Annotated in this window: 29 protein-coding genes and 2 riboswitches; of the genes, 12 read left to right on the forward strand and 17 right to left on the reverse strand. The window is 46.0% G+C overall.

The features are described 5' to 3' along the window. Positions 1-141 precede the first annotated feature (141 nt). Complete coding sequence (locus CYJ37_RS18335) at positions 142-1,341, forward strand: M20 family metallopeptidase (RefSeq protein ID WP_101550973.1); 1,200 nt, start codon at positions 142-144, stop codon at positions 1,339-1,341. A 43-nt stretch (positions 1,342-1,384) separates the two neighbouring features. Here the strand turns inward: CYJ37_RS18335 and CYJ37_RS18340 are convergent, their stop codons facing one another. The 4 genes from CYJ37_RS18340 to CYJ37_RS18355 form a co-directional block, all read right to left on the reverse strand. After that, positions 1,385-2,095 carry an EcsC family protein gene (locus tag CYJ37_RS18340; protein WP_009793970.1) on the reverse strand — a complete coding sequence of 237 codons (711 nt, stop codon included), beginning with the start codon at positions 2,093-2,095 and terminating at the stop codon, positions 1,385-1,387. Positions 2,096-2,211: 116 nt separating this feature from the next. Further along, the gene (locus CYJ37_RS18345; RefSeq protein ID WP_009793971.1) at positions 2,212-3,423 is read right to left on the reverse strand and encodes an ABC transporter permease; all 1,212 of its coding nucleotides are present in this window, start codon (positions 3,421-3,423) and stop codon (positions 2,212-2,214) included. Continuing rightward, positions 3,416-4,156, reverse strand: a complete 741-nt coding sequence (locus CYJ37_RS18350; protein WP_094769683.1) for an ABC transporter ATP-binding protein — start codon at positions 4,154-4,156, stop codon at positions 3,416-3,418. Before CYJ37_RS18350 ends, CYJ37_RS18345 begins: the two co-directional genes overlap by 8 nt. Before the next feature lie 558 nt (positions 4,157-4,714). Further along, positions 4,715-5,326, reverse strand: coding sequence for a zinc dependent phospholipase C family protein (locus tag CYJ37_RS18355; RefSeq protein WP_253616511.1), 612 nt, complete (start codon positions 5,324-5,326; stop codon positions 4,715-4,717). A gap of 155 nt (positions 5,327-5,481) precedes the next feature. Between CYJ37_RS18355 and CYJ37_RS18360 the strand changes: the two genes are divergently transcribed. From CYJ37_RS18360 to CYJ37_RS18370, 3 genes are all read left to right on the forward strand, one after another. Next, complete coding sequence (locus CYJ37_RS18360) at positions 5,482-5,901, forward strand: HIT family protein (RefSeq protein WP_009793974.1); 420 nt, start codon at positions 5,482-5,484, stop codon at positions 5,899-5,901. 290 nt (positions 5,902-6,191) lie between these two features. Then, positions 6,192-7,271, forward strand: a complete 1,080-nt coding sequence (serC, locus tag CYJ37_RS18365) for a 3-phosphoserine/phosphohydroxythreonine transaminase (RefSeq protein WP_101550977.1) — start codon at positions 6,192-6,194, stop codon at positions 7,269-7,271. A gap of 126 nt (positions 7,272-7,397) precedes the next feature. Further along, on the forward strand, positions 7,398-7,919 hold the full coding sequence (locus CYJ37_RS18370) for a tryptophan transporter (RefSeq protein ID WP_009793976.1): 522 nt from the start codon (positions 7,398-7,400) through the stop codon (positions 7,917-7,919). A gap of 364 nt (positions 7,920-8,283) precedes the next feature. Here the strand turns inward: CYJ37_RS18370 and CYJ37_RS18375 are convergent, their stop codons facing one another. Next, complete coding sequence (locus CYJ37_RS18375) at positions 8,284-8,475, reverse strand: hypothetical protein (RefSeq protein WP_009793977.1); 192 nt, start codon at positions 8,473-8,475, stop codon at positions 8,284-8,286. A 195-nt stretch (positions 8,476-8,670) separates the two neighbouring features. Between CYJ37_RS18375 and CYJ37_RS18380 the strand changes: the two genes are divergently transcribed. Beyond that, the gene (locus CYJ37_RS18380) at positions 8,671-9,042 is read left to right on the forward strand and encodes a YtxH domain-containing protein (protein ID WP_101550979.1); all 372 of its coding nucleotides are present in this window, start codon (positions 8,671-8,673) and stop codon (positions 9,040-9,042) included. A gap of 261 nt (positions 9,043-9,303) precedes the next feature. Further along, a complete protein-coding gene (locus CYJ37_RS18385) occupies positions 9,304-9,879 on the forward strand; it encodes an HTH-type transcriptional regulator Hpr (protein ID WP_009793979.1) in 576 nt (191 codons plus the stop codon). Between the two features lies 1 nt (position 9,880). On the opposite strand, the gene CYJ37_RS18390 is transcribed toward CYJ37_RS18385, so the two are convergent. Then, positions 9,881-10,216 (reverse strand): YhaI family protein, encoded by a 336-nt coding sequence (locus CYJ37_RS18390; RefSeq protein ID WP_022543568.1) that lies wholly within the window; start codon positions 10,214-10,216, stop codon positions 9,881-9,883. A gap of 183 nt (positions 10,217-10,399) precedes the next feature. On the opposite strand from CYJ37_RS18390, the gene CYJ37_RS18395 reads away from it, so the two are divergent. Further along, on the forward strand, positions 10,400-10,942 hold the full coding sequence (locus CYJ37_RS18395; protein WP_022543567.1) for a DUF3267 domain-containing protein: 543 nt from the start codon (positions 10,400-10,402) through the stop codon (positions 10,940-10,942). 260 nt (positions 10,943-11,202) lie between these two features. Then, entirely contained in the window at positions 11,203-11,382 is a 180-nt protein-coding gene (locus tag CYJ37_RS18400) for a hypothetical protein (protein WP_009793914.1), read from the forward strand. 153 nt (positions 11,383-11,535) lie between these two features. Here the strand turns inward: CYJ37_RS18400 and CYJ37_RS18405 are convergent, their stop codons facing one another. Together CYJ37_RS18405 and CYJ37_RS18410 are read right to left on the reverse strand one after the other, a co-directional pair. Continuing rightward, positions 11,536-11,625 carry a YjcZ family sporulation protein gene (locus CYJ37_RS18405; RefSeq protein WP_022543565.1) on the reverse strand — a complete coding sequence of 30 codons (90 nt, stop codon included), beginning with the start codon at positions 11,623-11,625 and terminating at the stop codon, positions 11,536-11,538. Positions 11,626-11,694: 69 nt separating this feature from the next. Continuing rightward, positions 11,695-11,778 (reverse strand): YjcZ family sporulation protein, encoded by an 84-nt coding sequence (locus tag CYJ37_RS18410; protein ID WP_022543564.1) that lies wholly within the window; start codon positions 11,776-11,778, stop codon positions 11,695-11,697. Positions 11,779-12,081: 303 nt separating this feature from the next. On the opposite strand from CYJ37_RS18410, the gene CYJ37_RS18415 reads away from it, so the two are divergent. Further along, positions 12,082-12,951: a peptidylprolyl isomerase gene (locus tag CYJ37_RS18415; RefSeq protein ID WP_009793915.1), complete on the forward strand. Its 870-nt coding sequence runs from the start codon at positions 12,082-12,084 to the stop codon at positions 12,949-12,951. Positions 12,952-12,995: 44 nt separating this feature from the next. On the opposite strand, the gene CYJ37_RS18420 is transcribed toward CYJ37_RS18415, so the two are convergent. The 5 genes from CYJ37_RS18420 to CYJ37_RS18440 all read right to left on the reverse strand — a co-directional run bounded on the left by CYJ37_RS18420 (position 12,996) and on the right by CYJ37_RS18440 (position 19,262). After that, a complete protein-coding gene (locus CYJ37_RS18420) occupies positions 12,996-13,181 on the reverse strand; it encodes a sporulation YhaL family protein (protein WP_009793916.1) in 186 nt (61 codons plus the stop codon). A gap of 241 nt (positions 13,182-13,422) precedes the next feature. Continuing rightward, positions 13,423-13,635 carry a hypothetical protein gene (locus CYJ37_RS18425; protein ID WP_009793917.1) on the reverse strand — a complete coding sequence of 71 codons (213 nt, stop codon included), beginning with the start codon at positions 13,633-13,635 and terminating at the stop codon, positions 13,423-13,425. 211 nt (positions 13,636-13,846) lie between these two features. Further along, complete coding sequence (yhaM, locus tag CYJ37_RS18430) at positions 13,847-14,791, reverse strand: 3'-5' exoribonuclease YhaM (protein ID WP_009793918.1); 945 nt, start codon at positions 14,789-14,791, stop codon at positions 13,847-13,849. Positions 14,792-15,006: 215 nt separating this feature from the next. Further along, the gene (locus CYJ37_RS18435; RefSeq protein ID WP_101550981.1) at positions 15,007-18,012 is read right to left on the reverse strand and encodes an AAA family ATPase; all 3,006 of its coding nucleotides are present in this window, start codon (positions 18,010-18,012) and stop codon (positions 15,007-15,009) included. Positions 18,013-18,041: 29 nt separating this feature from the next. Next, the gene (locus tag CYJ37_RS18440; protein ID WP_009793922.1) at positions 18,042-19,262 is read right to left on the reverse strand and encodes a metallophosphoesterase family protein; all 1,221 of its coding nucleotides are present in this window, start codon (positions 19,260-19,262) and stop codon (positions 18,042-18,044) included. A 140-nt stretch (positions 19,263-19,402) separates the two neighbouring features. On the opposite strand from CYJ37_RS18440, the gene CYJ37_RS18445 reads away from it, so the two are divergent. After that, complete coding sequence (locus CYJ37_RS18445; RefSeq protein ID WP_101550983.1) at positions 19,403-19,597, forward strand: hypothetical protein; 195 nt, start codon at positions 19,403-19,405, stop codon at positions 19,595-19,597. Between the two features lie 41 nt (positions 19,598-19,638). Here CYJ37_RS18445 and CYJ37_RS26910 read toward each other — a convergent pair whose 3' ends face one another. Further along, positions 19,639-19,839 (reverse strand): hypothetical protein, encoded by a 201-nt coding sequence (locus tag CYJ37_RS26910; RefSeq protein WP_142385282.1) that lies wholly within the window; start codon positions 19,837-19,839, stop codon positions 19,639-19,641. After that, on the reverse strand, positions 19,820-21,583 hold the full coding sequence (gene thiC, locus CYJ37_RS18450) for a phosphomethylpyrimidine synthase ThiC (RefSeq protein WP_101550985.1): 1,764 nt from the start codon (positions 21,581-21,583) through the stop codon (positions 19,820-19,822). The genes CYJ37_RS26910 and thiC overlap by 20 nt, the downstream gene beginning before the upstream one ends. A gap of 52 nt (positions 21,584-21,635) precedes the next feature. Then, a riboswitch (TPP riboswitch) is annotated at positions 21,636-21,736 on the reverse strand. A 218-nt stretch (positions 21,737-21,954) separates the two neighbouring features. After that, positions 21,955-22,070, reverse strand: a riboswitch (TPP riboswitch). Positions 22,071-22,249: 179 nt separating this feature from the next. Here thiC and CYJ37_RS18455 point away from each other — a divergent pair. Beyond that, positions 22,250-22,882 carry a LysE family transporter gene (locus tag CYJ37_RS18455; protein WP_101550987.1) on the forward strand — a complete coding sequence of 211 codons (633 nt, stop codon included), beginning with the start codon at positions 22,250-22,252 and terminating at the stop codon, positions 22,880-22,882. Positions 22,883-23,154: 272 nt separating this feature from the next. Here the strand turns inward: CYJ37_RS18455 and CYJ37_RS18465 are convergent, their stop codons facing one another. Both CYJ37_RS18465 and CYJ37_RS18470 read right to left on the reverse strand, forming a co-directional pair. Further along, positions 23,155-24,408, reverse strand: a complete 1,254-nt coding sequence (locus CYJ37_RS18465) for an ABC transporter permease (protein ID WP_101550988.1) — start codon at positions 24,406-24,408, stop codon at positions 23,155-23,157. Next, complete coding sequence (locus CYJ37_RS18470) at positions 24,401-25,300, reverse strand: ABC transporter ATP-binding protein (protein ID WP_009793930.1); 900 nt, start codon at positions 25,298-25,300, stop codon at positions 24,401-24,403. The genes CYJ37_RS18465 and CYJ37_RS18470 overlap by 8 nt, the downstream gene beginning before the upstream one ends. 140 nt (positions 25,301-25,440) lie before the next feature. Here CYJ37_RS18470 and CYJ37_RS18475 point away from each other — a divergent pair, with 140 nt between their 5' ends. Further along, positions 25,441-25,626, forward strand: coding sequence for a YhzD family protein (locus CYJ37_RS18475; RefSeq protein WP_009793931.1), 186 nt, complete (start codon positions 25,441-25,443; stop codon positions 25,624-25,626). Positions 25,627-25,682: the final 56 nt, after the last annotated feature.

Here is a 25,682-nt window from a genome sequence, read left to right on the forward strand (position 1 = left end):
ATCTCCCCAGCTTCTTTTTCATACACTCTTAGAATATTATTCTAAAGTTTTTCAAATTTGAAGGCTTATTATCCTTCAATTTATAAAAATAATGTTATAATTTTCGAAACAGTAAAAATTAAAACACAAAGGAGAGTTATTATGATCAGTTCATTATTCAGCAGACTTGAAGACTATTATGAAGAAATGGCAGCGATCCGCCGCTATCTCCATCAGCATCCTGAACTTTCCTTTCAGGAAGAAAATACAGCAAAATACATAAAAGAATATTATGAAAAGCTGGGAATCGAAGTAAAAGGAAATGTCGGCGGGAATGGAGTCGTAGCCAAGGTTTACGGAGAGAAGCCAGGGAAGACGATTGCCCTCCGTGCCGATTTTGACGCGCTTCCAATCCAGGATGAAAAAGATGTTCCTTATAAATCGCTCGTCCCGGGCGTCATGCATGCCTGCGGCCATGATGGCCATACTGCAACACTGCTTGTGCTTGCAAAGGTCCTTCACGAGCTGCGCTCCGAATTGGAAGGGACGTATGTCCTGATCCACCAGCATGCGGAAGAATATGCACCGGGCGGCGCTGTTTCCATGATCAAGGATGGCTGCCTTGAAGGAGTGGACGCCATTTTCGGCACCCACTTATGGGCTTCCGAACCGACAGGAAAGATCCAGTACCGGACCGGTCCTTTCATGGCTGCAGCCGACCGCTTTGAAATCACTGTACAAGGAAAGGGCGGACACGGAGCGCAGCCTCATAAAACGAAGGATGCCATTGTGACAGCCTCCCAGCTTGTCGTCAACCTCCAGCAGATCGTCAGCCGGAAGGTCGATCCAATTGACTCAGCCGTTGTTACTGTCGGATCATTCACGGCCCAAAATGCCTTCAATGTCATTGCCGATAAAGCTAAATTGGAAGGCACAGTGCGCACCTTCAGCGAGCAGGTGCGGAACGATATTGAAGAAGAATTGGAAAGAGTCGTGAAAGGAACCTGCTATACTGCTGACAGCACATACAGCTATACTTATCACCGCGGCTATCCGGCTGTCATCAACCATGAAGAAGAAACCAACTTCCTAGCCGAGTGCGCGAGATCGATTCCTGAGGTCAAGGAAGTCGTTGAAACAGCACCGGAAATGGGCGGCGAGGATTTTGCCTACTATCTTCAGCATGTAAAAGGCACATTCTTCTTCACAGGAGCGAAGCCTCTCAGCGATGATGCTGCATACCCGCACCATCATCCAAGATTCGATATTGATGAAAAGGCAATGCTGATTGCTGCAAAGACACTAGGTTCTGCGGCACTGCAATACCACAAAGTCGAGTCTCAGGAAAACGTTACCGTATAAGCAAAAAGCATCCGCCGATGATTCGGAGGATGCTTTTTTTCCTTTATTTTTTTAGAAACCGGAGCCTGTAGGCATTCCTTGCTGTCTCTCCCAGCTGGTCAAGCAGATTATAATTCGCATAAGCCCCCGCAACCGCCCCTATGCCCGGGAGCAGCTGCAGCATTTTGGCAAAGTCTATATAATCACGGTACTCCTGCTGGAACCCGCGCCATTCCATATCCTTCAGCTCTTTCACTTTCTCATCCCAATTCTCAATGACAGCCAATGTTTCCCGCCTTTTCTCATCACTTGAAAACGCAAGCTGAAACACATGCAGGATAAAAAGGCGCTCCTCATATTCTCCGGGATCATAGCCATAAATGGCTGAAGCTTCAAAAAGGAATTTCATTTTGATTGAAAGCAGCAGCGGGAAGTCGGCAAGCCCTAATAGGATGCCGCCTGCGCCTGTGCCGGCTCCTTCAATGGTTGCAGTCTTACGGTATGCAGCCAGCTTTTCAGCCAATTTTCCGTCCATTTCCTCAAGGCGCAGCCCGGCATCCAGCCTTTTCCTGGTAGTCAGATTAGAGCCTGCCAAGGTTGCTTTTACCATATTCTTGATTCCCTCGGTAATGACGGCATGTGCTTTCTCCGGGATATAGCTGTTGATTTTTGTCTGTGCCTTCTTTGAAAGACGGTTAAGCATTCCGGAACGCTTCAGCAGCTTCCTCTTCCACTCCTCCAGCTCCCGTGAAACCATCTGTTCATACTCATTCATTCGGCTGCACCCTTTCCTCTCGTTCAGCTTTTAGTTTGTGCTTAATACTACGTTTTTCTTCCGGAAAGGTTTCAGGCGCTGCAAAAAGCCTCCATTTAAATAACGGAGGCTTCTAATCAGTTCTTCAATTTCCTTCTGCTGTAAATATTCGCAAATACCCACGAAAACACGGCACCAGCTGCCGCACTGGCAAGCGCGGCCAGCCCGTCCCCCTTCAGCAGCACAACCAGGGAAAGAATGATGGTCTGCAGATAAAGGACAGCTGAGAGAAGTGAAGTAAAGGCTTTTTCCCGCCACTCTTCCTTCAGAGGGTAAAGCTGGATCCAGAGCTTGTTCTCATGATGGTTCCTGAGCGGCAGCAGCTGAAACCCCGTCAGATAAAGGAATAACAGCACAAGGAGGATCTGCCCCATCCCGAATGATATCAAATAAAGAGCCGCTCCCCCTATTACTGTCAGCCTGATGAACAGGCCGAAATAATCACCTGAGCGGATGAAGGTCCTCATATATAAATGCGCATGCAGCTTATCCTGCCCATATGGGATCCTGTTTGCCAGCCAGTCCAGCCATTTGCGCCGCTTCACTCTATCTTTAAGCTTCGGCACATCTGTAAACAGATTGGCCAGGCGGTAAAAGGATGTCATCCTTCTTTCTTCCTGTTCAATAAGATATTCCCATTTCAGGCCCTTTGGTTCAGTCTGTTTCCTGAAATACAGCCATAGTACCAGCAGGACTGCCGGTACTGGGAGCAGGAACAGGATGCCGGCATTTGAAAATAAAAGATAAAGAAAAGCTGCATTGAGGCAATACCTGATAACAGAATCGATCATCTTTGTATTTTTTTCCACATAATATTGGACATGCCAGCGGATCAGAAGATTCAGCAGCTTAACAGCGAGTGAGCCTATCAGAAAGAAGAGAAACGGCTCAAAGCTTCCCCCGTTTACGACTGCGTACATTGGCATGAATATGCCGAGGCCCATCAGCAGAAGATAGGCCTGCACGGCCCAGCTGACACCCAGCGACCTGCGAAAATAGCCTGACAGCCTGTTTTCTACAGGCAACAGGAAGATTTTATCTGCTTCAGTCAAGAAAGTATAAACAGGGCTGTATGTCAGCAATACCCCCAGCAGGACAGCCATGATCGCAGCCGCAGGAAAATCTTCCGGGACGCCTTTAAGCCATTCCTGATAATAAAAGGCCGCCATCCCGAATAGAAATACGAGCACAATGACAATATGCCCGTTCAATATATAGCGGAGATAGCGGCTCAGTTCTTTGAGCCCATCCCCGAATCTGTTCTTCCAAAGTTTTCCCTCTTCAAACATAATCTTCTTCCTTTGTCAGCTGTATATATAGATCATCAAGTGTCGCGCCTGGCATGGAGAATTGCTGCTGCAGCTCAGAAAGTGTGCCTGCAGCCCTCACCTTGCCCTCGTGGAGAATGACAAAACGGTCGCAATACCGCTCCGCTGTAGCCAGGATATGGGTCGACATCAATATGCCCGCCCCTTCCTCTTTCATCTTCTTCATAAGATCAAGAAGCGATTGGATGCCGAGCGGGTCCAGCCCGACAAATGGTTCATCAACTATGTAAAGTGATGGCTGCACCAGGAAAGCACACATGATCATGACCTTTTGCTTCATCCCCTTTGAAAAATGGGCCGGGAACCATTTCAGCCGCTTCTCCATCCGGAATTCCTTCAGAAGGCCCTTCATTCTTTCCTGATATTCTTTCTCTTCGAGGCCATAAGCCATCGCTGTCATTCTCAGATGCTCCTCAAGCGTCAGTTCATCATAAAGGATCGGGGTCTCGGGGACAAACGCGAATTTTCTTCTGTATGCCTCCTTATCCTTGTGAAAAGGAGATCCATTGATTGTGATTTCCCCGGAATGCGGCTCCATCAGCCCGATAACATGCTTGATTGTCGTACTTTTGCCTGCTCCATTCAATCCAATCAGGCCGACGATTTCATTTGCATTCACAGTGAAGGAAACATCCTTCAGAACAGGATTCCTCGTATAGCCTCCTGTTATATTGCTAATATTCAACAAAGACATTCCAAAACGCCCTTCCATCTATTGTGATGCTTCTAGTTTAACAAAATGGCTGCGCCAGCAAAAGATTGAAGCAGGGACAAATTTAAATCCGGATGCATATCCCCTCTTTCAATGGGCATTCTAATCTATGAAGGGGAAAGATGATTTTCATCAATTGAAATGAGGTGTCTGTCAAAGACCAATTTCATTCAATATAAGCTTCCAGCGTTGCTATAAGGGGATGGTTGCATTGCACAGGAGTGCCAATTAACCAGATACTTGGAACACATGACATTCTTCTGGAATGAGGTGTTTATCAAAGACCCATCAGCCGGCTTTATAAGTTGTGAAACCTATAAAGAAACAAGGGGATGGTACGCTTGAACAAGGATCAGATCTCTCACTAAGCACTGACCATTTTAAAAAATGAGGTGTTTGTCGCAGAGAATAACCTGTAATAGAACGTTTCAGCGAAGTGATTTCCCCTTCAGAAGGAGCAGGATCCGCACCGGGTCCTGCTTTCTTTGTGATGTTTGGCCCGCAAACCTGCATCTGGTCTGCAAAAAAATCAGCAGCTTCTCAAAGCCGGGCGGCAGCCTGTTCGATTTTCAGGCAGGCAAGCTCAGCAGCTGTTCCCACATAACCTGCAATCTGGTCAAAAGTGAACACCTTTAGCGGCGCATTCAGTGCATCCTCACCATACTCCATATCAGCAAGGCAATGCGGGACAAAATCACTAACGGCATGGGACGGCACTTCCTCCAAATCAGGCATTCCCCTATTCTCATTCAGTAACGCAGCAAGGCTGCGGCTCCCGTAAGCAGCAAGCAGCTTCCCATTAAGGAGCCCGAAATCCGCATGGTATAGCTTCAAGATCCGTTCGTCCTGATCCATTCTATTTCTCAGCCATGGCAGATAAAAGCCTTTAAGCCACAAATCATCGGCAATCAGATGCGCATAATATCCAAGGATATAGGCATGATTGCTTGTATGCCGGTACTTTTCAAGGAAAGCTTCATAATCAATCGACCTAGTAAAATCCTCAGTCCCCCCTGTGTAAAAATGCGAAAGCTCCTTTGGCGAAACAGCATCAGGTGCAATCCCTCCGAGCAAAAAGGAAGCCTTATCCCTGATCTTTAATTTTTCAGCAGCCATATCAGCTGCCAGCAGATGCATGATTCTTGAACCCACCCTGATTCTCCTTCCATATATACAGTACTTTGTAAGTTCGCCATCCTCCCTCATTCTCCTTTAATCTTTCCTTTGCCGGCAAAATTGGCGGATGATTTCTCCTCACATCCCCTGGTATGGTAAAATATTGAGAAAAAGAAAGGGCAGGTGCCATTATGCAGGATTGTATTTTTTGCAAAATCATCAATGGGGAAATTCCCTCAGCGAAAGTTTATGAAAATGAACATGTATATGCTTTCCTTGACATCAGTCAGGTAACAAAAGGCCATACACTTGTCGTCCCGAAAGTACATAAAGAAAATCTTTACGAGCTGACTCCCGAAATCGCGGCACGGCTATATGAGTCGGTTCCTGCCATCGCCAGCGCCATCAAAGAAGAATTTGACCCGATTGGGCTCAATACATTGAATAACAATGGCGAAGCAGCAGGACAGTCGGTATTCCATTTTCATCTGCATCTCATCCCGCGCTATGGAAAAGGCGACGGTTTCGGCGCTGTCTGGAAAACCCACCAGGATGAATACTCTCCTGAGGATTTGAAGCAGATTGCCGGAGGCATCAGCAGCCATCTGTAATAGCAGGAAAAAAATCCGTACTAAAGCTGAAACTGGCTGAGTGCGGATTTTTTTGTGGACCGGGCCGGTTTTAGGAGGCACTGGCGAGGCTGCTCATTTTTAAGGGGGCCCCCTTACCTGATACCCTTTTGATTCAAAATGTGCCTCAAAATTCAGACTGATAAAACAACTGTAAAGTATTCCTTTTTATCATTTTTAAAACATTCCCACTTTTTTGTTTACTTTCGTTCTGTTTCTGATAGGATGGAATAAAGTTTTTATTCTTTAAAGCACTATAGGGAGGTAAGATGATGAAGCGTGCATTGAATTTCAATGCCGGTCCGGCCGCCCTCCCTCTTTCTGTACTGGAGGAGGCACAGCGGAACTGGCTTAATTTTAATGGAACAGGAATGGGTGTGATGGAGCTCAGCCACAGGAGCCGGGAATATGAGGAGGTGCATGAAGGGGCGAAAACTCTGCTTCGGCGGCTTCTTGGTGTGCCGGATGATTATGAGGTCCTCTTTCTCCAGGGAGGGGCCAGCCTTCAATTTACCATGCTGCCGATGAATCTTTTGGCAGAGGGCAAAACAGGCTATTACGCACTGACAGGTTCATGGGCTGAAAAAGCCATGAAGGAAGCTGCCAAAATCGGCAAAACAGCATCAGCTGCATCCAGCAAAGAAGATACATACCGTTATATACCAGAGCTTTCAGGCCTGGCTGACCTGAAAGACGCTGCATATCTCCACCTTACGAGCAACAACACAATTTACGGTACACAGTGGCAGGATTTTCCTGAAACAAATGTCCCTCTTGCTGCCGATATGTCAAGCGACATCATGAGCAGAGAAATAGATGTAAGCAAATTCGATATCATCTATGCCGGGGCCCAAAAGAATTTAGGCCCATCAGGCGTAACTGTAGTGATTTTGAAAAAAAGCCTGCTTTCAGGACCGCGCGGGGACCTTCCCGTCATGCTCGACTATTTCACCCACAGCAAGAGTCAATCTCTTTATAATACACCTCCGACGCTTGCCATTTATATGCTGATGCTGGTGCTCGAGTGGGTGGAAAAAGAAGGCGGGCTTGCCGCTATCGCTGAAAGGAACAAGCAGAAAGCAGAGCTGATATACAGCAGCATCGATGACAGCGAAGGATTTTATCAGGGGCACAGCAGAAAGGACAGCCGCTCTCAAATGAATATCACATTTAACCTTCATACTAAAGAAGCTGCAGGCCAATTTCTCCATGCAGCCAAAGAAGCGGGATTCGTGGGACTGAATGGCCACAGATCAATCGGCGGCTGCCGGGCATCCATCTATAACGCCGTCCCGCTTGAGCATGCTGAGAAATTAGCTGATTTTATGAGAAAATTCAAAAATAATAACTGAACAGAAACATATTCCGTTTCATCTTAATTGATAGTGTGGTATAATACGAGTAACTTTTCGCTGCAGGCAAGAGTGCACTGCAGGAAGAGAAAGAGCGAGAATAGCTGAGAAGAGGAGAGGTTAGAATTGAATACAAAGAATTTAGTTGCTTTATCATTGCTTATCGGAATGGGTGCCGTCCTTCATGCCGTTGTTCCGGGATTTTTCCTGGGAATGAAACCTGACATGATGCTCACCATGATGTTCCTCGGGATTATCCTTTTTCCTGAAAAGAAAAGTGTGCTTTTGCTGGGCCTTGCGACAGGACTGATTTCCGCCCTGACGACTACTTTTCCTGCAGGACAGATCCCAAACATCATCGATAAGCCTATCACTGCTTTTGTATTTTTCGGTTTGTTTTTAGCAGTCAAGAAGTTTAATGGTTCAGTAGTTTCAGCAGCGGTCCTGACTGCTGCCGGCACCATTATTTCAGGAGCAGTGTTCCTGACTTCCGCTCTTTTGATTGCAGGATTGCCGGGAACCTTTGCCGCATTGTTCGTGGCTGTGGTCCTTCCTGCAGCGGCTGTCAATACAGTTGCGATGATTATCCTTTACCCGGTTGCCATGAGCATCATCAAAAGAACAAAACTGACAGCAAGCCACACATAAAACCTCTCTTGAAATAGAGAAAAGAAAAAGGGTTATGGACGATGTTTTATCTTCCGTTTCCCTTTTTCTTTTTGATGTGTTTACACACGCGTAGTCAATTTAATTACCTACCATGAATATTACAGATACAATAAAATTTTAAAACCCCTGTTAATTGGAGTGCAGGGCACGTAGACTCCTGCGGGAAATAGCGGAAGAGTTGAGACCCCGCAGCCGCTTGCGGTGAGGGGGCTCAACTCCGCCCCGCGGAAAGCGAAGTGCCTGGAACGGAAATTAACAGCCACGTTCCAACCAGTAGCCTTAGAATTTAATCTTAAGATTGGATGCAGGTAAGTGTTCAAAAACCTTTTCCGAGCATTTTTCATTAGGAAAATCCAGTCAAAATAAAAGCCAGCAGAAAGAAAACAGCTCCCGCCCCCGCAAGCGCCCCTGCCCTTTTCTTTTGAATCGATTTAGGAGGATATACGCCAGGCTTTTTGGAAGCCAGCATATAATACACCGCCCCAAGGAACAAAACCCCGCACAAGGCAAATAACAGTGATGCCGCTCCGTTCATACAACCGCCCCTTCCGGTGAAATACCCGCTATTTTATCTTTATTCAGGATAAGAGATCCCTATGAACAAATGCCCCGGCCATGTTTAAACAATGAGAAGTTGTGATAAAGGAAAAGTAACATAATAGCCTGACCATAGAGGAATATGTTGTAAAATGCAGAATTGATATAAAAAGAAACTCAGAGGTGATAATTGATGAAAGCCAAATCCTTATTGCTGGGATTCCTGATCGGAGGAACGGCGGCCGGCATCAGCACATTGCTGTCTGCTCCAGCCTCAGGCAAGGACACCCGGAAGATGATCAAAGACAATAAAGAAGCAGTCGGCAGCCAGCTGGCGGAGCTCAAGACAGATTTCATGGAACTGAAAAGATCCGCTTCCTATGCTTCGATCCAGGGGAAATCACACCTGGGTGAATTTGTATCTGATATAAAGCACTCAGTTTCTGACTGGCAGAACGCAATCCGCCCGCAAAAGCTGGAACTGCAAAGAGATCTTCAATCAATCGAGCAGTCATTGACAGAGCTGGAAAATTCAATCGGAAGTTCAAAATCCGGGTCTCAGTAAAGATAATAAAAAATCCTTCTTTTTTGAAGAAAAATCCTTCAATTTAAGAAGGATTTTTTCATTTTAGGCAGAAAAGTAATATATTATAAAAATTGTTATTTTAGCCGTTCTTATAATAAACCCTTGCTGTAATGCCCCTTAACACCTAATATAATATTTATTAGGCTGATTTTCTAAAAATTTTGTATATTTATACCTTTATTAATTTTTGTTTTATTGGCATAATGATAATAGAGAATAAAAAAGTAGGTGGATTTATAGATGACGGAAAAACATTATTCAATGAAGGAAGCGATGCTTTTTAGCCAACGGATAGCTCAAATCAGCAAGGCTTTATGGAAATCGATTGAGAAAGACTGGCAGCAATGGATCAAGCCGTTTGACCTGAATATCAACGAGCACCATATCATCTGGATTGCGTACCATTTGAACGGCGCCTCCATCTCTGATGTGGCCAAGTTCGGTGTTATGCATGTGTCAACAGCCTTTAATTTCTCTAAAAAACTCGAAGAAAGGGGCCTTCTGAAATTCTCAAAAAAAGAAACTGACAAAAGAAATACGTATATTCAGCTGACTGAAAAGGGTGAAAGCGTTTTACTTGAACTGATGGAGAGTTATGAGCCTGAAACCAACGCCGTCTTTTCAGGTGCAATGCCTTTGAGGGATCTGTACGGGAAGTTTCCGGATTTTGTTGAAGTCATGGCGATCGTCCGCAATATTTATGGAGATGACTTTATGGAGATATTTGAAAAGTCCTTTGCCAATATAGAAGGCGAATTTGTGGATGAAGAAGGCAAGCTGAAGAAAAAAGAGACCGCAGAGAAAGAAATCGTTTAGACTACAGATACTTTTTGAGTTCGGACATAAGATCCATGAACAGGTTCTGCCTGAGGCAGGCCGGGATCACCATCTCAGGTTTAAGAGATGGATGGAGCTTATGCTTAAATTCTGTATAAAGCGGATGAAAGTAAACAAACCCTTCCGCTTTTTGCTCTTCCAGTTCTTTGCTCAGTTTATCACAAAGGTAGAAGAATTGTGTTACCTCTTTTTGATCCAGCGATTTTTCGACAACCATTCTGTAGAATGGCAATGTCTGCCCGGAAGCCATCATCAATAAAAGCTTCTGATGATATTCCAGTTTTTCAATTCGTTCTAATAGTTCCCCGATATTCATGAAAGAGTCCCCGCTTTGAATAGCCCGTTCTATTTTATGCATTTTCTTCGCATAGCTAATTATACAATCAAATTGGTGAAAAATGTCGTTTTTTTATTATTGATTTTTTATTCTAATCATCGTAAAGTATCCCTTGTGAGTTTTTTAGAAAAACTGCATGAATACTCTTCGGAGGCTGATACGATGAACTGCTGGAAGACGATCAATTACACAAAAGACTATGGATCCCAGAGAATATTTATCCTGTCTTCCATTACCATGATCATAACGTTTATATTCCTATACGTGCCTGCATCTTATTATTTTGAGCAATCTTCTTTTTACGATAATTATTTCTTTGTTTTTATTGCCTGCTTTTGGCTGATATATCCCATTCATAAGCTGCTGCACTTCCTCCCTGTTGCCCATCTTGGAAAAAGGGTGCAAAAGAAGGTTTCATTCAGGCTCGGCATTCCGCTGATTCATGTCAGGGTGACTGAACCAATTTCAAAGACGGTATTCATCGTCGCTTTATTGGCCCCTTTTGTCATCATCAACGGAATTCTGCTTGCGGCCTGCTGGCACTTTCCTCATTATGTACATTATATTACCATGCTGCTCGCATATCATGCAGGACTTTGCTTCTCAGATATGCTCTGCATGAAAAATATATGCACTGCTCCGCAGCAGGCCTATATAGAAGAGAATGAAGAGGGAATCGAGATCCTGGTCTACAGGGCGCATTAGACAGGCAGCTGCAGAGGCTGCCTCTTTAATTTCACGGAAGCATCCCCTCATTGCTGTTGATTTTGGGCTCATGCGTCGCGAAATAAAGCTTCACACGCATGAGCCCAAAATCAGCAAGGTACACTAACACAGCCTTCATATAAGCTGGCCCGGCTGAATATAATGAGCAGATCAGGCCGTCCTTATTACTATCTTTTTTGCCTTTTTTTTGTTATTGTATGTATCATATAAAAGTCTGTCATCAAGGAGGGAATAGTCAGATGATCTCCGTTTTTATCCTGTTTGCTATTTTCATATTGTTCTATATCAACAAGATGACGAATTCCCTTTGTCTGCAGAAGGAAATCCCTGAAGAGAAACAGCCAAAGGTGTTCAGGACCATCAATATCCTGATCACGATCCTTTTGGTATCCTCTTTCGTGGAGCTGCTGTTTGCATAATTCTACATATAGCTTTCATATGCTGCGAAGATTGCCAGGCGGGGGCATGCCCTGCAGATCAAGGATTTCAGCAAAATAAACAATGGTTAAAAGCGGTGAGGGATTCCCCCACCGCTTTTAATTTTATATTCTTGCTTAAACGAAGGCCTGCTATTACAGCCAGGAAGCCCCGATAATAATCAGGAGAATAAATAGGACTACAATCAACGCGAAACCTCCGCCGTAACCTGCTCCACCGGACATAATTAATCCCCCTTTCAATAATTGGACAGTGCATTGCTCACCGTAAATGCCTTAAGGACTAAGGCAGTCTTACAGCCAGGCTGCACCTACAATAATTAACAAGATGAACAGAACAACAATCAACGCGAAACCACCGCCATATGCGTATCCCACGGTAACACCTCCTTTAAGGCTGTTACTTCATGCTATTCAACGAACATTGGGGCCCATCAGGCTTATACCGGGAGTCCCCAAGATCTTGTTAATAGAAAGAAAGGGCTGATGTATTTTGATTTTTACTTTCCCTTTCTACTCCATATCTTATGTCCGGAGAGAAATATCCGGCATAGGCAAAACACCCATTTTTTGAAAGAATTTCTAAAAGGATTCAGATATTGTTTTTGCTCTAATTGGAATATGTGTTATAGTAATGGTTGTGTATTACAGCAAATTCAAAAAACTTTAGGAGTGTTCAACATGAAAAAATGGATGCTATCCCTTTCCATAGCTGCAGGGGTTATCGGTCTGAGTGCATGCAGCTCCAATGCAGAAGACAGCTCAGAAGTTGTAGTTGAAACAAAAGCAGGCGATATTACAAAGGACGAGCTATATAATGCAATGAAGGACAAGGTGGGCGAACAGGCCATCCAGGAGCTTGTTTATAAAAAGGTATTGTCTGAAAAGTATAAAGTTACAGATGAAGAGCTTAATGAAAAAATCGATGAGCTTAAACAGCAGCTTGGCGCAAACTTTGAAATGGCATTGGCCCAGTATGGCTATGAAGATGAAGAAGATCTGAAGGAAACATTCAAGACCGGCCTTCTTCAGGAAAAGGCAGCCATCAAGGATGTAGAGGCAACTGAAAAAGAAGTGAAAGAATACTATGATAACTATAAGCCTGAAATCAAGGCCCGCCACATTCTTGTGGAAGATGAAAAAACGGCCAAGGAAGTAAAGAAAAAGCTTGATGAAGGTGCAAAATTTGAAGACCTGGCTACTGAATATTCACAAGATCCAGGCTCTGCAGCAAACGGAGGAGATCTTGGCTGGTTCGGTGCCGGCAAGATGGTGCCTGAGTTCGAAGAAGCAGCCTACGCACTGGATGTAAATGAAATAAGCGAGCCGGTTAAAACTGAGCATGGCTACCATATCATCCAGACTACCGAGAAAAAAGAAAAGAAATCCTTCGAGGAAATGAAGGAAAAAATGGAATACGAAGTAAAAGTGTCCAAGCTTGATGGTGAAAAAATCCAAGCCGCAATGGACCGTGAACTGAAAGATGCAAACGTGAAATTCAAGGATGAAGACCTTGAAGGCAGCCTGGATAATGAGGCAGCTGCACAATAATAATCCAGATGAAAAGGCAGATCCCATGGATCTGCCTTTTTTTTTCACGAAAGAGAACGTGAAGCTGATTTCCGCTCTTCCTTCTCCCTCTCGAGCCTTTTCATGTATATTTCACCTTCACTTTCTATTCCTTCCCTTTCTTCCCTGCGCTCTTCTTTCCCGGTCTTTACAGCCATTATGGCGCTTATGATAATCCCTGCTGCAACCAGGTATACCCAAATTGGAATCATTGCTTTATTGTCTCCTTTCCATGAAGGGCTGTCCCATCTTTTCTTTGTAGCTTATGTATATGGCTGTCAGAATTAAAATATGCTTAAATAAAATTCTATTTGTAGGTTTAACCTTTCCCCTTAAGGGTATATAAGTACGAAGCTGCTTTTTATACAAAAAAAACAGCTGACCGTCATATTTGAGGTTCAGCTGCTTAACTGTATACTAATAAAGTGTCCATAATTCAATCCGCCTGCAGTTTTATAGTTGGGATTCAATGTCCCCGATCATTTCATCAATGGTTTCAGAAACTTCTGTTGTTTTCCTCGCAATGGAAATGCTGAATTCCAATAATTCCTTGTAATTTTTCACTGGAATGTTTGAGTTCGTTTTTTCATATTCATTAAGCTGCAGTCCAATATTCTGCAAAATATACAAAGCCTCTTCCATTGATCCTCTTTCAGCTTTAAACATTCACATTTCCCCCTTTATCTATAATGGTTATATTATGGATTATTTGGTTCAATAATGACATGGTAATAATTTCTAAAAAAATGATTTATTTTTTCCGGACTTTCCAATTGCCGGCATGACAGGATTTCCGGACTACGCCTATTTTTTTGGTAAATTGCACCACAATCAAAATACCCCGGCCATTTTGGCACGGGGTATTTTACTGCAGATATCATTTATGGAATACCGGCTTATAGAAGGCACGGTTATCAAGTGCAAATACACGTTCTGTATATTCTCCCGGCTTCACTCTCTCCAAGGCCCTGTCCATCATATTCATCTTTGCATCCAGATTATCTATATAATGGAGGATTTCCGCCTCTTTGATCAGCGGCGGCTTCGGGCTGCCCCATTCTGCTTTGCCATGATGGGAAAGGACCAGATGCTGGAGCACAAGCACCTCTTCACCTGAGATACCCAGTTCATCTGCAGCCTTGCCGATTTCAGTCACCATGATCGTAATATGGCCTAGCAGATTTCCTTCCACCGTATAAGAAGTCGAAATCGGCCCGGAAAGCTCAATTACCTTTCCAAGATCATGGAGAATAACCCCGGCATACAAAAGATCCTTATCAAGGCTTGGATAAAGGCCTGAAATCGCCTTGGCCAGATCCAGCATGCTCACGACATGGTAAGCCAGTCCGGAAACAAATTCATGATGGTTCTTTGTTGCTGCCGGATAATGAAGGAATGCCTCATTATGCTTTTTGATCAGATGCCTTGTGATACGCTGGATATTCGGATTCTTCATCTCGAATATATACTGTGTAATTTTGCTGGTCATTTCATCTGTGCCGATCGGTGCTGTCTCCAGGAAGTCTGCCAGTTTGACAGAATCAGATGGTGAGGCCGTCCGGATCTGGCGGATCCGCAATTGGCTCCGGCCCCGGTAATTCTGGATATCGCCTGCAACTTTAACAATCGTTTCAGGAGAGTAGCTTTTAACATCTTCTTCAGAAGCATCCCAGAGCTTTGCTTCTATATCGCCGCTCTGATCCTGGAAGACGAGCGATAAGAATGGTTTGCCATTGCTGGCAATTCCTTTCGTCGAGCTTTTAATCAGCATGAACAGCTCTGCCTGCTCTCCAACCTCGTAATTCATAATCCCCTTATTCATAGGTCTACCGACGCTCCCTTCTATGAAAATATTATAACATACCAGGCATTCAGTATAGCAGGCTGAACGATTCGTCTCCCCTGGCAATTTATGAGCAGGGGCAATCCCTCTCCGGATTTTATGCAGCATCCGCTGTCCAGAATTGGAACACAGCAAAAAGCCCCTTGCGTGCAAGGGACTGATGCCGATGTGACTGATAAGAAGAGAGCCTGATTTCAATTATCAGCGAGCTGTACTTTCCTGCCCTGAAGGTCTGCCGCCTCATCTGGATGAAAGTGTTCAAGCAGATGCCTTTGGCAGGTAAAAAACAATATCTGATGGCCCCTCAGACCCCTCAGGAGCTCAATCATCCTCCTGGTTCTTACATGATCGAAATTGACGAAGCTGTCATCGATGATGATAGGGAATGAGTATCTTTTATAGATGGCTGCCGCCAAGGCCAGCCTGATGGAAACATACACCTGCTCAGCCGTTGCCTGGCTGAGTTCATTGGCTTCGAAAAGGGTGCCATCGCCTTTCTCCACGAGAAGTCCTGCCCCCTCTTCTTTTGGAGTGATGCGGACATAGTGCCCGCCTGTCAGTACGGAAAGAAATTCTTCCGCCTTTCCCAGCATCTCCGGCATATATTCTTGCTTGTACGCTTCAGCGGTATTCTCAAGGAGCTTTCTGGCCAATGCATATTTGGCCCACTTTCTCGCCCCTTCATTGAACTCGCTCTTTGCAAGGGAAAATCTATGCAGCAGGTCGCTGTATAAGCCGCCTTCCTCGATCATGGCAATTTCATGGTTCAGCGATGCCACTTTATCCTGAAGCTGAGGGAGTTCTTTTTTGATATCGTCCAGGGTTTCTCTGCAGCGTGCAATTTCCGCTTCAGGAGCAGGAATGGCAGAGAACTCAACCCTTTCCTTTTCCGTTAAGGAAGAAAGCTTCAGCTGCCTGTCCAGATGCCTGATTTCTTCCTGCAGCTCTTCCTGCTTTACTGCATGAATCCCTTTTTCAATGAAATCCCCCTCTGTGCCTGCCTCAGCAGTCAAGAACAGCTTTTCTTTTTCTTCACTGATGTAAGCCAGCTCTCGAACACATTGCTCTTTCTCTTCTTTCAGCTCCTGTATGGCAGCTTCCTTTGCTTTAAGCTCATTCCATTTGCCCTGAGCCTCCAGCAGCCGTTTTTTCAAAGTAAAGGCTGTCTCCTGCACACTGTCTCCTGCTTCTTCTAGGATGAGCTCTGCAAGCCTATTGGCGAGTCCAGCAATTTCAGCAGCAGCTTTCTCAGCAGCAGCTGCCTCCGCTTTTTCATGGCGGAGCTCACGCCTGACCGATTTCAGCTTTTCCAGCAGCATGAAAGCATCATGGACATGGGACTGTGCCAAGGAAGCAGGAATGAACAGCTGCCTGCCGAGTTCTGCAAGAAGGCTGTCTGCATGGGCGGATTCTTCCTCCCATATTTCAAAAGCAGCAATGACTTTATCATATTGCTCATTCTGCTGCTGCAGCCTGACATTCAGCTGCAGCTGGCGTTCCCTAAGCTGCCTGTCCTTTTCAATCCGCTCTTTCAGGTAAAACGCCCCTTCCGCCTGCGGACTTTTTATGCGTTCATCCAGTTCTTCCATGCTTTTCTCAATGGAAATAAGCTCTTCCTTTAGAAATCTCGATGGGCTGTTGTCTTCTTTTTTCAATAAAAGCCAGGCAATAAAAGCAAATCCTGGTATAGCTGCAAGCATAAACTCCCATTGGCTATCTGCCAGGCCCCAGGCAATCAGCCCGGCACAGATGAGCGCAACCATCAGCGCCTGAATCTTTACTGCTGCACGCTGTTTTTGCTGCGATGCTTTGTCATGCCGGATTGCATTCTTCAGGAAGGCTGACCTTCCCTCAAGGTCTTCCCTTTTTCTCAGAAGACTCTCGGGATCAGATTCCCCCGCAAGCCGGCGGCGGATTTCTCCCAGCTCTTCATCAGGCAGGAGAGCGGCATTCACCTGATTTAATTCCTCTTCCAAGCTGACCAGCCTGTCCTTTTCTTCCGAGAAGCGTTCATCAAGCTCCGCACGCTTTTCTGCAAGCCTCTGCTTTTTGCGCTGTGCCTCAGCAGTTTTTTCCTGCATGAAGATGCTTATATCTGCCTGTTCCAGCTCTTCATCTGACAAGCGCAGATGAAGCCTGTCCTTCAATTGATCCGACTCTTCCTCCAGCTTCCTGATTTTATAGGAAGCCTGCTTAGCCTGCTGGACAAGCTGTCCGTATGCAGGCATCTTTTCGTGAAGTGACAGGATCTCTTTTTCATGATCAAGGACCAGCTGATCCGGGCTGATCTTCCCTGCCTCTTCCCTAAGGGCAGCAAGCCTGGCTGAAAGGCTCGCATCCCTTCCCTTCAGCGGGATTTCATTTTGGTTCAGCTGCTCCAGTTTCTCCAGCCCTCCCGGAGGAAAACGCCCCCCTGTACCGGCTTCTGCTTCCTGCCTTAAAAGCTGCACCTTTTTATGGACCGGGCCCATACGCATCCACTCTTCCAGCTGATAGAGCCGGACCCCTAATGCATCTGCTTCATTGCGCAGGCTTTCAATCCTCGCGGCAGCAGCCTTCCGCTCAGCCGCCATGGCCCAATATTGTCCGTTTTTCTGTTCTGCTTTTTTAAGATCAGCATGCAGCTGCTTCAGTTTTTTCAGCTGGTCATTCAAAACAGGGATTTTCCCGCCCGGCCTAAAAAGCCCTTCCATTTCTTTCTGTATTTTGTTTTCTGCAGCTGCCAGACGATCAGACCCTATAGCACCGGCGGAAAAAAGGAATTTGCTCAGCTCTTCATTTTTCATGGAGTGGACATTCTGCAGCCCATGGAGATTGAATGAAAAAATGGCCTGGAAAAGCGTTTTATCTACATGTGAAAGGAGTTCGCCAAGGAGCTCTTCCCCTCCTCGTTCCCCAGTCTCCATCACCACACTTACATCTCCTGCTGATTTTCCTTTTACCCGCTCGATGACTGCTTTTCCCCTTCCAGGGAAGGAAGCTGTGATCCTGCCTCCGTATTTCGCCCCAAATTTCGGTTCATATCTGAGCTCAGCCTGCTGCCTGGAGGGAAAGCCAAACAGGATGCTGTGTATAAAAGACATGATGGTAGATTTGCCTGCTTCATTTTCGCCAAAGAAGACCTGGAAATCTCCAATGCCGGAATAGACAGCATCTTCAAGTTTGCCGTAGCCGTATATATGGATTTCAAGTATTTTCATAGAGCTGTTCCCCTTCCCTGCGCTGCCTTTCAGTCATTTTTGTAAAGGAGCCCCAGCAGCATCTCTTCCGCTTCTTTTAAAAGCACTGCCTTTTCCCCCTCCTCCATACTTTCTGCATACCTTCTTGCCAGCGGGTGGCTGTAAAGGCTTCCCAAGCTTTCTTCAAAATCTTCAAACCCGTCCGCAGCAGCAAACAGCCCGCTGAAAAAATCTGCTTTTTCCCTCAGCTGATTTCTGTCCCAGCTCTGCTGCTCTTCGGCTATAACTGCGCTCACCCATACAAATGGCATATTCCCTACCTCTTCCTCTTGAAGGAGTGAGAGCAGTTCACCCCCGGCCACAGCATTCATATCCTGCGGACTGAGTGATGCCCCCTCCAGGAAAAGTTCAAGAATGACACCGCCATTCTTCCGCTCTTCTTCAACAGCTTGAAGGCACCTGCTGTAGACCTCATCAAATGCTGATAGTCCGCTGATATCGACTGTTCTCTGCTCCCAGCGGAAGCTGTGGCATTGAAGAAATTCAAAATCTGCCCCTGCTTCATTCAGTGTGACATGGTAGCAGCCTTTCGCCCCGCTTTCCTTCCGGCTGCGCCCCTGAGTATTTCCCGGATAGATGACCGGCGGCTCAGCATTCAGAACCATTCTTTTATGGATATGGCCCAGAGCCCAGTAGTCGTATTCCTTATCCAGCAGCTCTTTTAAAATAAACGGGGCATAGCGGCCATGGCCGGTCTCCCCTTCAAGGCTGCCATGCAGGATGCCGATATGGAAGTCCGACATTCCCCGAACCGGATACTGGCTGATCATCCTCTCGGAAACATGCCTCCTCGGGTAGCTGAAGCCATGCAGGCTGACCGTTGTCCCATTTGGTGCTGTATAGCTTTCCTCACTTGGCTGGTGAGGGAAAATATGTACATTGTCCGGCAGACTGATGTGGGACCAGGTGCCCTCAAAATGGTCATGATTTCCATGGACTGCGTAAACAGGTATATTCTTTTCCGCAAGGCGGTTCATTTCCTTTCGCAGCCTTGCCTGTGCCTTTATGCTCCTGTCTTCACCGTCAAACAAATCTCCTGCCAGAATGACAAAGTCCACCTTCCTTGCAAGGGCAGCATCCACTATATTTTTCAGAGCGGCAAATGTGCTTTCTTTAATTTTATCGAATAAATCATCCTGCAGGCTGGAAAGCCCGAGCATAGGGCTGTCCAGATGCAGGTCTGCTGCATGAATAAATGTAATTTCCTTCATAATGTTCCCTTTCAGCGCTTTTCTCCTATTTTATCACCTGGAAAAAGCGAATGCACGTTCCTCTACAAAAGTTATTAAGCTTTGAACCTTTTGCATCTTCGAAGAGTATAAGAAGCAAATAACATTAGGAGTGATTACCCTTGTATAAAAATCCTCAATCAGCACTTATTAGACTCAAATATATTTCTGCCGGCCTGTTTCTTTTGTTCATCATCATTTCGGTTCTGACAGGCAGCTGGAAGTTCACGGCTGCTGCTGCATGGAGCATCGGCATTGTTTATCTGCCTACTTACGGCAGCATACAAAGGCAAATGGAAAAACAGTCCAGCGAATAGACAAAGGCCTGCCGGGATATCCTGGCAAGCCTTTGTCTTATTCAATAGTGGACCGATTCGCTCTTGCGGCATTTTGTGCAGGTCCTGTATCCATCTGCCTCATAATAGATATGGGAGCAGCTTCTCTGTATCTCTGAAATTTGCTTTTCCAGCCCCCGGATCTTTTGCTGCATATAGATGATCTGCTCTTCCATTTTCCAAACTTCAGTATTTCTTCTATGTTCAATAGATGGATGAGCCACGGCTGGCAAACTCCCCGGCTTTTTGCTCCATTGCATCCTCAATTGCCTCTGAAACGGTTTTCCCCTGACCTTTGGCCATCTGGCGGATATCCTTGGAAATGCGCATAGAACAAAATTTAGGGCCGCACATAGAACAGAAATGGGCGGTTTTTGCCCCCTCGGCCGGCAGGGTTTCATCATGGTATGCCCGCGCCCGTTCAGGATCCAGGGATAAATTGAACTGGTCGTTCCACCTGAAATCGAACCTGGCCTTTGACAATGCATCGTCCCGAACCTGGGCACCGGGATGGCCTTTGGCTAGATCTGCGGCGTGAGCTGCAATTTTATAAGCAATCACCCCTTCCCTGACATCGTTTTTATCCGGAAGCCCAAGATGCTCCTTTGGCGTTACATAGCAAAGCATACTAGTGCCAAACCATCCGATCATCGCTGCTCCTATTGCGGATGTAATATGATCATATCCCGGGGCTATATCTGTCGTCAGTGGGCCAAGCGTATAAAATGGCGCCTCCTTGCAAATTTCCATCTGCTTATCTACATTCTCTTTGATCTTATGCATCGGAACATGCCCCGGCCCCTCGATCATCACCTGGACATCATGCTTCCAGGCTATTTCAGTTAACTCTCCGAGCGTTTCTAGCTCCGCAAATTGAGCCTCATCATTCGCATCTGCTATAGAACCCGGACGCAGCCCATCTCCGAGAGAGATGGAAATATCGTAAGCTTTTAAAATTTCACAGATTTCCTCAAAATGCGTATACAGGAAATTCTCTTTATGATGCTGGAGGCACCATTGGGCCATGATCGACCCTCCCCTGGATACAATACCTGTCGTCCTTTCGGCAGTCAGCTGAATATAGCGGAGCAGCACCCCTGCATGGATTGTAAAATAATCCACTCCCTGTTCAGCCTGCTCTATCAAGGTATCCCTGTATATGTCCCAGGTCAGATCCCCGGCAATCCCCTTCACCTTTTCAAGTGCCTGATAAATCGGTACAGTCCCAACAGGAACTGGAGAATTGCGGATGACCCATTCACGGGTTTCATGGATGTTCTTCCCGGTGGAAAGATCCATAATCGTATCTGCCCCCCAGTGCACTGCCCAGGTCATTTTTTCCACTTCTTCCGCTATGGAGGAAGAAACAGCCGAATTGCCGATATTTGCATTGACCTTCACATGAAAATGGCGGCCGATGATCATCGGTTCCGCCTCCGGGTGATTGATATTGGCAGGAATGATCGCCCTTCCGCTTGCCACCTCGCTCCTGACGAATTCAGGATCCAGATTTTCCCTGATGGCGATGAACTCCATTTCAGGTGTAATGACCCCTTTCCGGGCATAATGCAGCTGAGTCACATTCCTGCCCTCTTTTGCCTTGAGAGGGAAGGGGGCTTTATTCGGGAAAATGTCTGCATAAGAAACTTCGGTCCCGGCCCGAAGCCCGTTATCCTCCGGCTTCTGCACTCTGCCTTGATAAGCTTCCGCATCCTTCCGCTCCTCAATCCAGCCTTCCCTTACCCGGGGCAAACCTTTCGTTATATCTATCTCAAAATCAGGATCAGAATAAGGGCCGCTCGTGTCATATACACAAACAGGCGGATTGTCCTCTGTTCCAATAGCAGTCCTCGTGCTTTCCTGGATTATTTCCCTGACCGGGACCTTTATATCGTCCCTGATGCCGTTTACATATACTTTCCGGCTTCCTGAAAAAAACAGTCTATTCATTTGATATAAATCTTTCATACTTCTTCCTCCTCCATCTTTGTGCCTCAGGGCAGTTTTTTACGGAGGAAGCAGGCCATGCCGGCTGCTTCCCTACGCTGACATTAATCAGATCAGGTTCCAAGGGTTTAGGATTTTCCTTTCTCAGCCTGTAAAGCTCCCCCAGCAGTGAATAAAATCTAATAGAAACTTTCTTGCATTTTTCAAAATAAAGACATCAAGTTATCTGCACACTATTTTTTCATGCGTTTATTTTTTCACAGCAAAAACCCCCCTTGCATATTGCACCGGGGGCATGCCAGGCCAAAAAATGGCATACAGCTGCCGCATCTTTCTTCTGCAGAAGCTAAAAAGCGGACTCCTGCAAAAGGAGTCCGCGTATGTATGACAAATAAAAGCCATCTACACTTCCCTCCGCTGGTACGAACCAGATCAGGTATAAAAGGGTCAAAGACTAAAAACGGGTCTTACTCTCAGCCGGCCTCTACCGGCACCCCCAGTGCCAAAATATGCTATTTTCATAAGCTACTATACCATATGCCGACCAGGAAGAGAACAGACTAATTTCATATTATTCCAAAAACACAAAGCTGGAGATTTTAAGATTTGCGGTCCTACCCTCTGTGTTTGCTGCATAAAATTGTACAAGTCCTTCCGGGCTAATCCTTGAATAGGCGAGTGATATCATTGAGCATTGGAATATACATCAGCTATATCGTTTTAGGACTTTCACTGGCGGCGCCGATCGGCCCTGTCAATGCTGTCAGGCTGGAAAAGGGGCTGAAAAACGGATTTTGGCACGCATGGATTGTCGGCGCGGGATCGATGATCGCTGACGGGGTTTATATGCTGATCGTCTATCTCGGACTCGTGCAATTCCTTGACTCCCCTATGATTCAAACCTTTCTGTGGCTGTTCGGCGGTTTTATTCTTCTTTATTCCGGAATCGAAGGCACGATGAATGCCAATAAAATATCTGTCACTTACATACGGAGCAAAGAATCGCTGTTCAAATGCTTTTTCACCGGATTCATCATGTCGGTTTCAAGCCCGCTGTCGATTTTGTTTTGGCTGGGGATTTACGGATCGGTTTTGGCCAAAACGGCGTCCTCCTTTGGGACAGGCCAGCTTCTTGTCTACAGCCTCATGATTTTTATCGGACTGGGCCTTTGGGACATTTTTGTGGCAGGCCTGACGAGCGGATTCAGGCGGTTCCTGACCTCAAAAGCGATCATCATCATCAGCATGCTTTCCGGACTGTCGCTTATTCTTTTCGGAATCTATTTTGGATATCAGGGGATTGCTTCTTTGTTTGGATAAAAAAACAGACAAACCTGATATAAATCGGGTTTGTCTGCAGTCATTATTTTTTAGAACATTGGAACAGCGGCATTAAGTATTTAAGCCTGTTGATTGGAGTGCAAGGCACGCAGACTCCTGCGGGAGATAGCGGCAAGGCTGAGACCCCGCAAGAGCTTGCTCTGAGGAGGCTCAGCGTCGCCCCGCGGAAAGCGGAGTGCCTGGAACGCAAATCAACAGCCCCATTTATAGGCGGAAATTATTCATTAAGCTTGCCAGGGCTGATTGACCGCCTATTTATTTTTAGACAGCTGCAAAGCTTTTTTTATATCCTTGAAGGAATTGGATTTTCCGTACATGAGCACTCCGCCCTTGTATACCCTTGCTCCAAATATTGAGAGCAGCAGGATGGACACAACCAGGATCCCAATCCCCGCTATCGGCTCCCAGACCGGCAGGGTGAGCATTCCTACTCTCATGAACATCAGCATCGGGGTAAAGAACGGGATATAGGAGCTGATGGTCACAAATGCTTTTTCCGGCTGTGACAGCCCGATGATCGCGATCATAAAGCCGGCTACAACGAGCATGGTCATCGGCATGATCATCTGCTGGACATCCTCGATCCTGCTGACAAGCGAGCCCAGGAAAGCTGCAAGTGTGGCATACAGGAGATAGCCGAGAATAAAGAACACTACAGCATACATGATAGTGGCTGCCGGAATATCGCCGAATCCGAAGAATTCAAAGAAGCCTCCCTGCATCGACTCAAGATTCCGCTTGACGAAAAAGTAGCCTACCAGCAGCAGCACCGACAGCTGCGTCAGGCTAAGCAAGGCGATCCCGAGAATTTTGGCGAACATCTGCTTGATGGGTGAAACGCTTGAAATCAGGATTTCCATCACACGCGAAGATTTTTCCGTAGCTACTTCCATCGCAATCATGCTTGAATACATGATGACAGCAAAATAGATGATGAACAGCAGCACATAAACAAGGCCCCTTGCCTGTGTCAGCTCTTCTTCTGTTTTGGCATTCTCCTCCAGCGCATCCCTTTGGAACTGGACAGGCTCATAGAGACTGGCAAGCTCAGCCTCAGAAAGATTGATTTTTGAGGCTGCGATCCCGGTCTTTACCTGCTGAAGGGCTCCCTCCAACTCACCTGATACCGATGTATCCGCCAGGCTGAGGGATTTGTATTCGGCAGCAGGAAGCTCTTCGGAATCGGCTGAGAGAGTAAGCAGCCCTGCATAATCGCCATCCTTCACTTTTGCCTCGCCATCGTCTGCCGAACCGCTGAACTCTTCAAGCTTCAGGGTGCTGCCTGCTGTATTCAGCTGCTGCTGGAGAGGATTCAGGAGATTCCCTGTTTCATCGATTACAGCCACCTTTACCTCATCATCTCCACTGTCGAACGTTTCAATGATCTGCTGCATATTTGTAAGGCCGATGATCAGCAGCAGCGTGACAATCGTTGTAATAATGAATGATTTCGTCTTCAGTTTGCTCCAGTATGTGTGGAATAGGATAATCCAGAAATTATTCATAAGAAGCACCCACCTTTTCTATGAAAATATCGTTCAGCGAAGGCTCCTCAAGAACAAACTTCCTGACAAATCCCCTGCCGGCAATTTCTTTTAAAATTGCCTCCGCAGCCTTTTCCCCTTCAATCTGCAGATGCACGCCCTCCGCAGTCTGCTTTACCTTTTCCACTCCAGGGAATCCGCTTAAGAAATCCAGTTTGAAGTCCGCATGGATCACAAGGTTCTTCCGCCCGAACGCCCTTTTAATTTCCTTAAGTGCTCCGTGGACAACAGGGCGTCCCTTATGCATGATGCATAAATGCTCGCACATTTCCTCCACATGCTCCATCCGGTGGCTGGAAAACACAATGGTCGTGCCTTTCTCCTTTAGTTCAAGCACAGCGCTTTTCAATAGCTCAACATTTACCGGATCCAATCCGCTGAAAGGCTCATCAAGGATTAATAGCTTGGGTTTATGTATAACGCTGGCAATAAACTGGATCTTCTGCTGATTCCCCTTGGAAAGTTCCTCCACCTTTTTGTTTGCGTATTCCGGCACCTTGAACCTATTAAGCCAATAGTCCAGCTCTTTCAGAATATCCGGCTTCTTCATCCCTCTCAGCCTTGCCAGGTATACAACCTGATCCCTGACCTTCAGCTTCGGATAAAGGCCGCGCTCTTCCGGGAGATAGCCTATGATTGGGCTTGTCGAGTAATCAATTGTGTTCCCGTCCCAGGAAATGCGCCCGCTTGTCGGCTCCAGCAGGCCGAGCACCATCCGGAATGTTGTTGTTTTACCTGCACCATTTGCCCCCAGAAATCCGAACATTTCCTTTTCCGGGATGGTCAGGGACAGATCATCCACCGCCGTGAACTTTCCAAATCTTTTTGTCACATGTTCAAGCTCAAGTACCATCGTAACTCCTCCTTCTCTATACCTTATACGATTCAGCCTTAAAAAAGGTTCAAAATACAGGAAAAATCTCTTTGCAGAAAAACAGAAATTATGCAAGAATAATAGTAACTATCAGAATTTTTAATAAAAGGAGAAGACATATGAAAACCTATAAACTCACAGCCTTCGAAAATGATGGAGAAAAAATCCTTGATGAAAGCTTCCAGGCCGGCAGCGACGACGAAGCGAAAGAAATCGGCGGAAACCTTCTAAACGAAAAAGGACTCAGCGGCAAAACCCACCGCTGCACCTCCCCGCTTGGGAAACTGTTATTATTTCATCCATAGGAAGCGGAAGGTACTTGACCAGGTTAAGGAACCCAGGCTAAAGGCGCCTGCGGCAC

It is taken from the genome of Bacillus sp. UMB0728 (genome assembly GCF_002858875.1).
GTDB lineage: Bacteria > Bacillota > Bacilli > Bacillales > Cytobacillaceae > Bacillus_AB > Bacillus_AB infantis.

Excerpts from the sequence above, each read along its gene's own strand:
- CYJ37_RS18335 (WP_101550973.1), top strand. The coding sequence starts at position 142 with ATGATCAGTTCATTATTCAGCAGACTTGAAGACTATTATGAAGAAATG.
- CYJ37_RS18340 (WP_009793970.1), bottom strand. The coding sequence starts at position 2,095 with ATGAATGAGTATGAACAGATGGTTTCACGGGAGCTGGAGGAGTGGAAG.
- CYJ37_RS18345 (WP_009793971.1), bottom strand. The coding sequence starts at position 3,423 with ATGTTTGAAGAGGGAAAACTTTGGAAGAACAGATTCGGGGATGGGCTC.
- CYJ37_RS18350 (WP_094769683.1), bottom strand. The coding sequence starts at position 4,156 with ATGTCTTTGTTGAATATTAGCAATATAACAGGAGGCTATACGAGGAAT.
- CYJ37_RS18360 (WP_009793974.1), top strand. The coding sequence starts at position 5,482 with ATGCAGGATTGTATTTTTTGCAAAATCATCAATGGGGAAATTCCCTCA.
- serC (WP_101550977.1), top strand. The coding sequence starts at position 6,192 with ATGAAGCGTGCATTGAATTTCAATGCCGGTCCGGCCGCCCTCCCTCTT.
- CYJ37_RS18375 (WP_009793977.1), bottom strand. The coding sequence starts at position 8,475 with ATGAACGGAGCGGCATCACTGTTATTTGCCTTGTGCGGGGTTTTGTTC.
- CYJ37_RS18380 (WP_101550979.1), top strand. The coding sequence starts at position 8,671 with ATGAAAGCCAAATCCTTATTGCTGGGATTCCTGATCGGAGGAACGGCG.
- CYJ37_RS18385 (WP_009793979.1), top strand. The coding sequence starts at position 9,304 with ATGACGGAAAAACATTATTCAATGAAGGAAGCGATGCTTTTTAGCCAA.
- CYJ37_RS18390 (WP_022543568.1), bottom strand. The coding sequence starts at position 10,216 with ATGAATATCGGGGAACTATTAGAACGAATTGAAAAACTGGAATATCAT.
- CYJ37_RS18395 (WP_022543567.1), top strand. The coding sequence starts at position 10,400 with ATGAACTGCTGGAAGACGATCAATTACACAAAAGACTATGGATCCCAG.
- CYJ37_RS18400 (WP_009793914.1), top strand. The coding sequence starts at position 11,203 with ATGATCTCCGTTTTTATCCTGTTTGCTATTTTCATATTGTTCTATATC.
- CYJ37_RS18405 (WP_022543565.1), bottom strand. The coding sequence starts at position 11,625 with ATGTCCGGTGGAGCAGGTTACGGCGGAGGTTTCGCGTTGATTGTAGTC.
- CYJ37_RS18415 (WP_009793915.1), top strand. The coding sequence starts at position 12,082 with ATGAAAAAATGGATGCTATCCCTTTCCATAGCTGCAGGGGTTATCGGT.
- CYJ37_RS18420 (WP_009793916.1), bottom strand. The coding sequence starts at position 13,181 with ATGATTCCAATTTGGGTATACCTGGTTGCAGCAGGGATTATCATAAGC.
- CYJ37_RS18425 (WP_009793917.1), bottom strand. The coding sequence starts at position 13,635 with ATGTTTAAAGCTGAAAGAGGATCAATGGAAGAGGCTTTGTATATTTTG.
- yhaM (WP_009793918.1), bottom strand. The coding sequence starts at position 14,791 with ATGAATAAGGGGATTATGAATTACGAGGTTGGAGAGCAGGCAGAGCTG.
- CYJ37_RS18435 (WP_101550981.1), bottom strand. The coding sequence starts at position 18,012 with ATGAAAATACTTGAAATCCATATATACGGCTACGGCAAACTTGAAGAT.
- CYJ37_RS18440 (WP_009793922.1), bottom strand. The coding sequence starts at position 19,262 with ATGAAGGAAATTACATTTATTCATGCAGCAGACCTGCATCTGGACAGC.
- thiC (WP_101550985.1), bottom strand. The coding sequence starts at position 21,583 with ATGAAAGATTTATATCAAATGAATAGACTGTTTTTTTCAGGAAGCCGG.
- CYJ37_RS18465 (WP_101550988.1), bottom strand. The coding sequence starts at position 24,408 with ATGAATAATTTCTGGATTATCCTATTCCACACATACTGGAGCAAACTG.
- CYJ37_RS18470 (WP_009793930.1), bottom strand. The coding sequence starts at position 25,300 with ATGGTACTTGAGCTTGAACATGTGACAAAAAGATTTGGAAAGTTCACG.
- CYJ37_RS18475 (WP_009793931.1), top strand. The coding sequence starts at position 25,441 with ATGAAAACCTATAAACTCACAGCCTTCGAAAATGATGGAGAAAAAATC.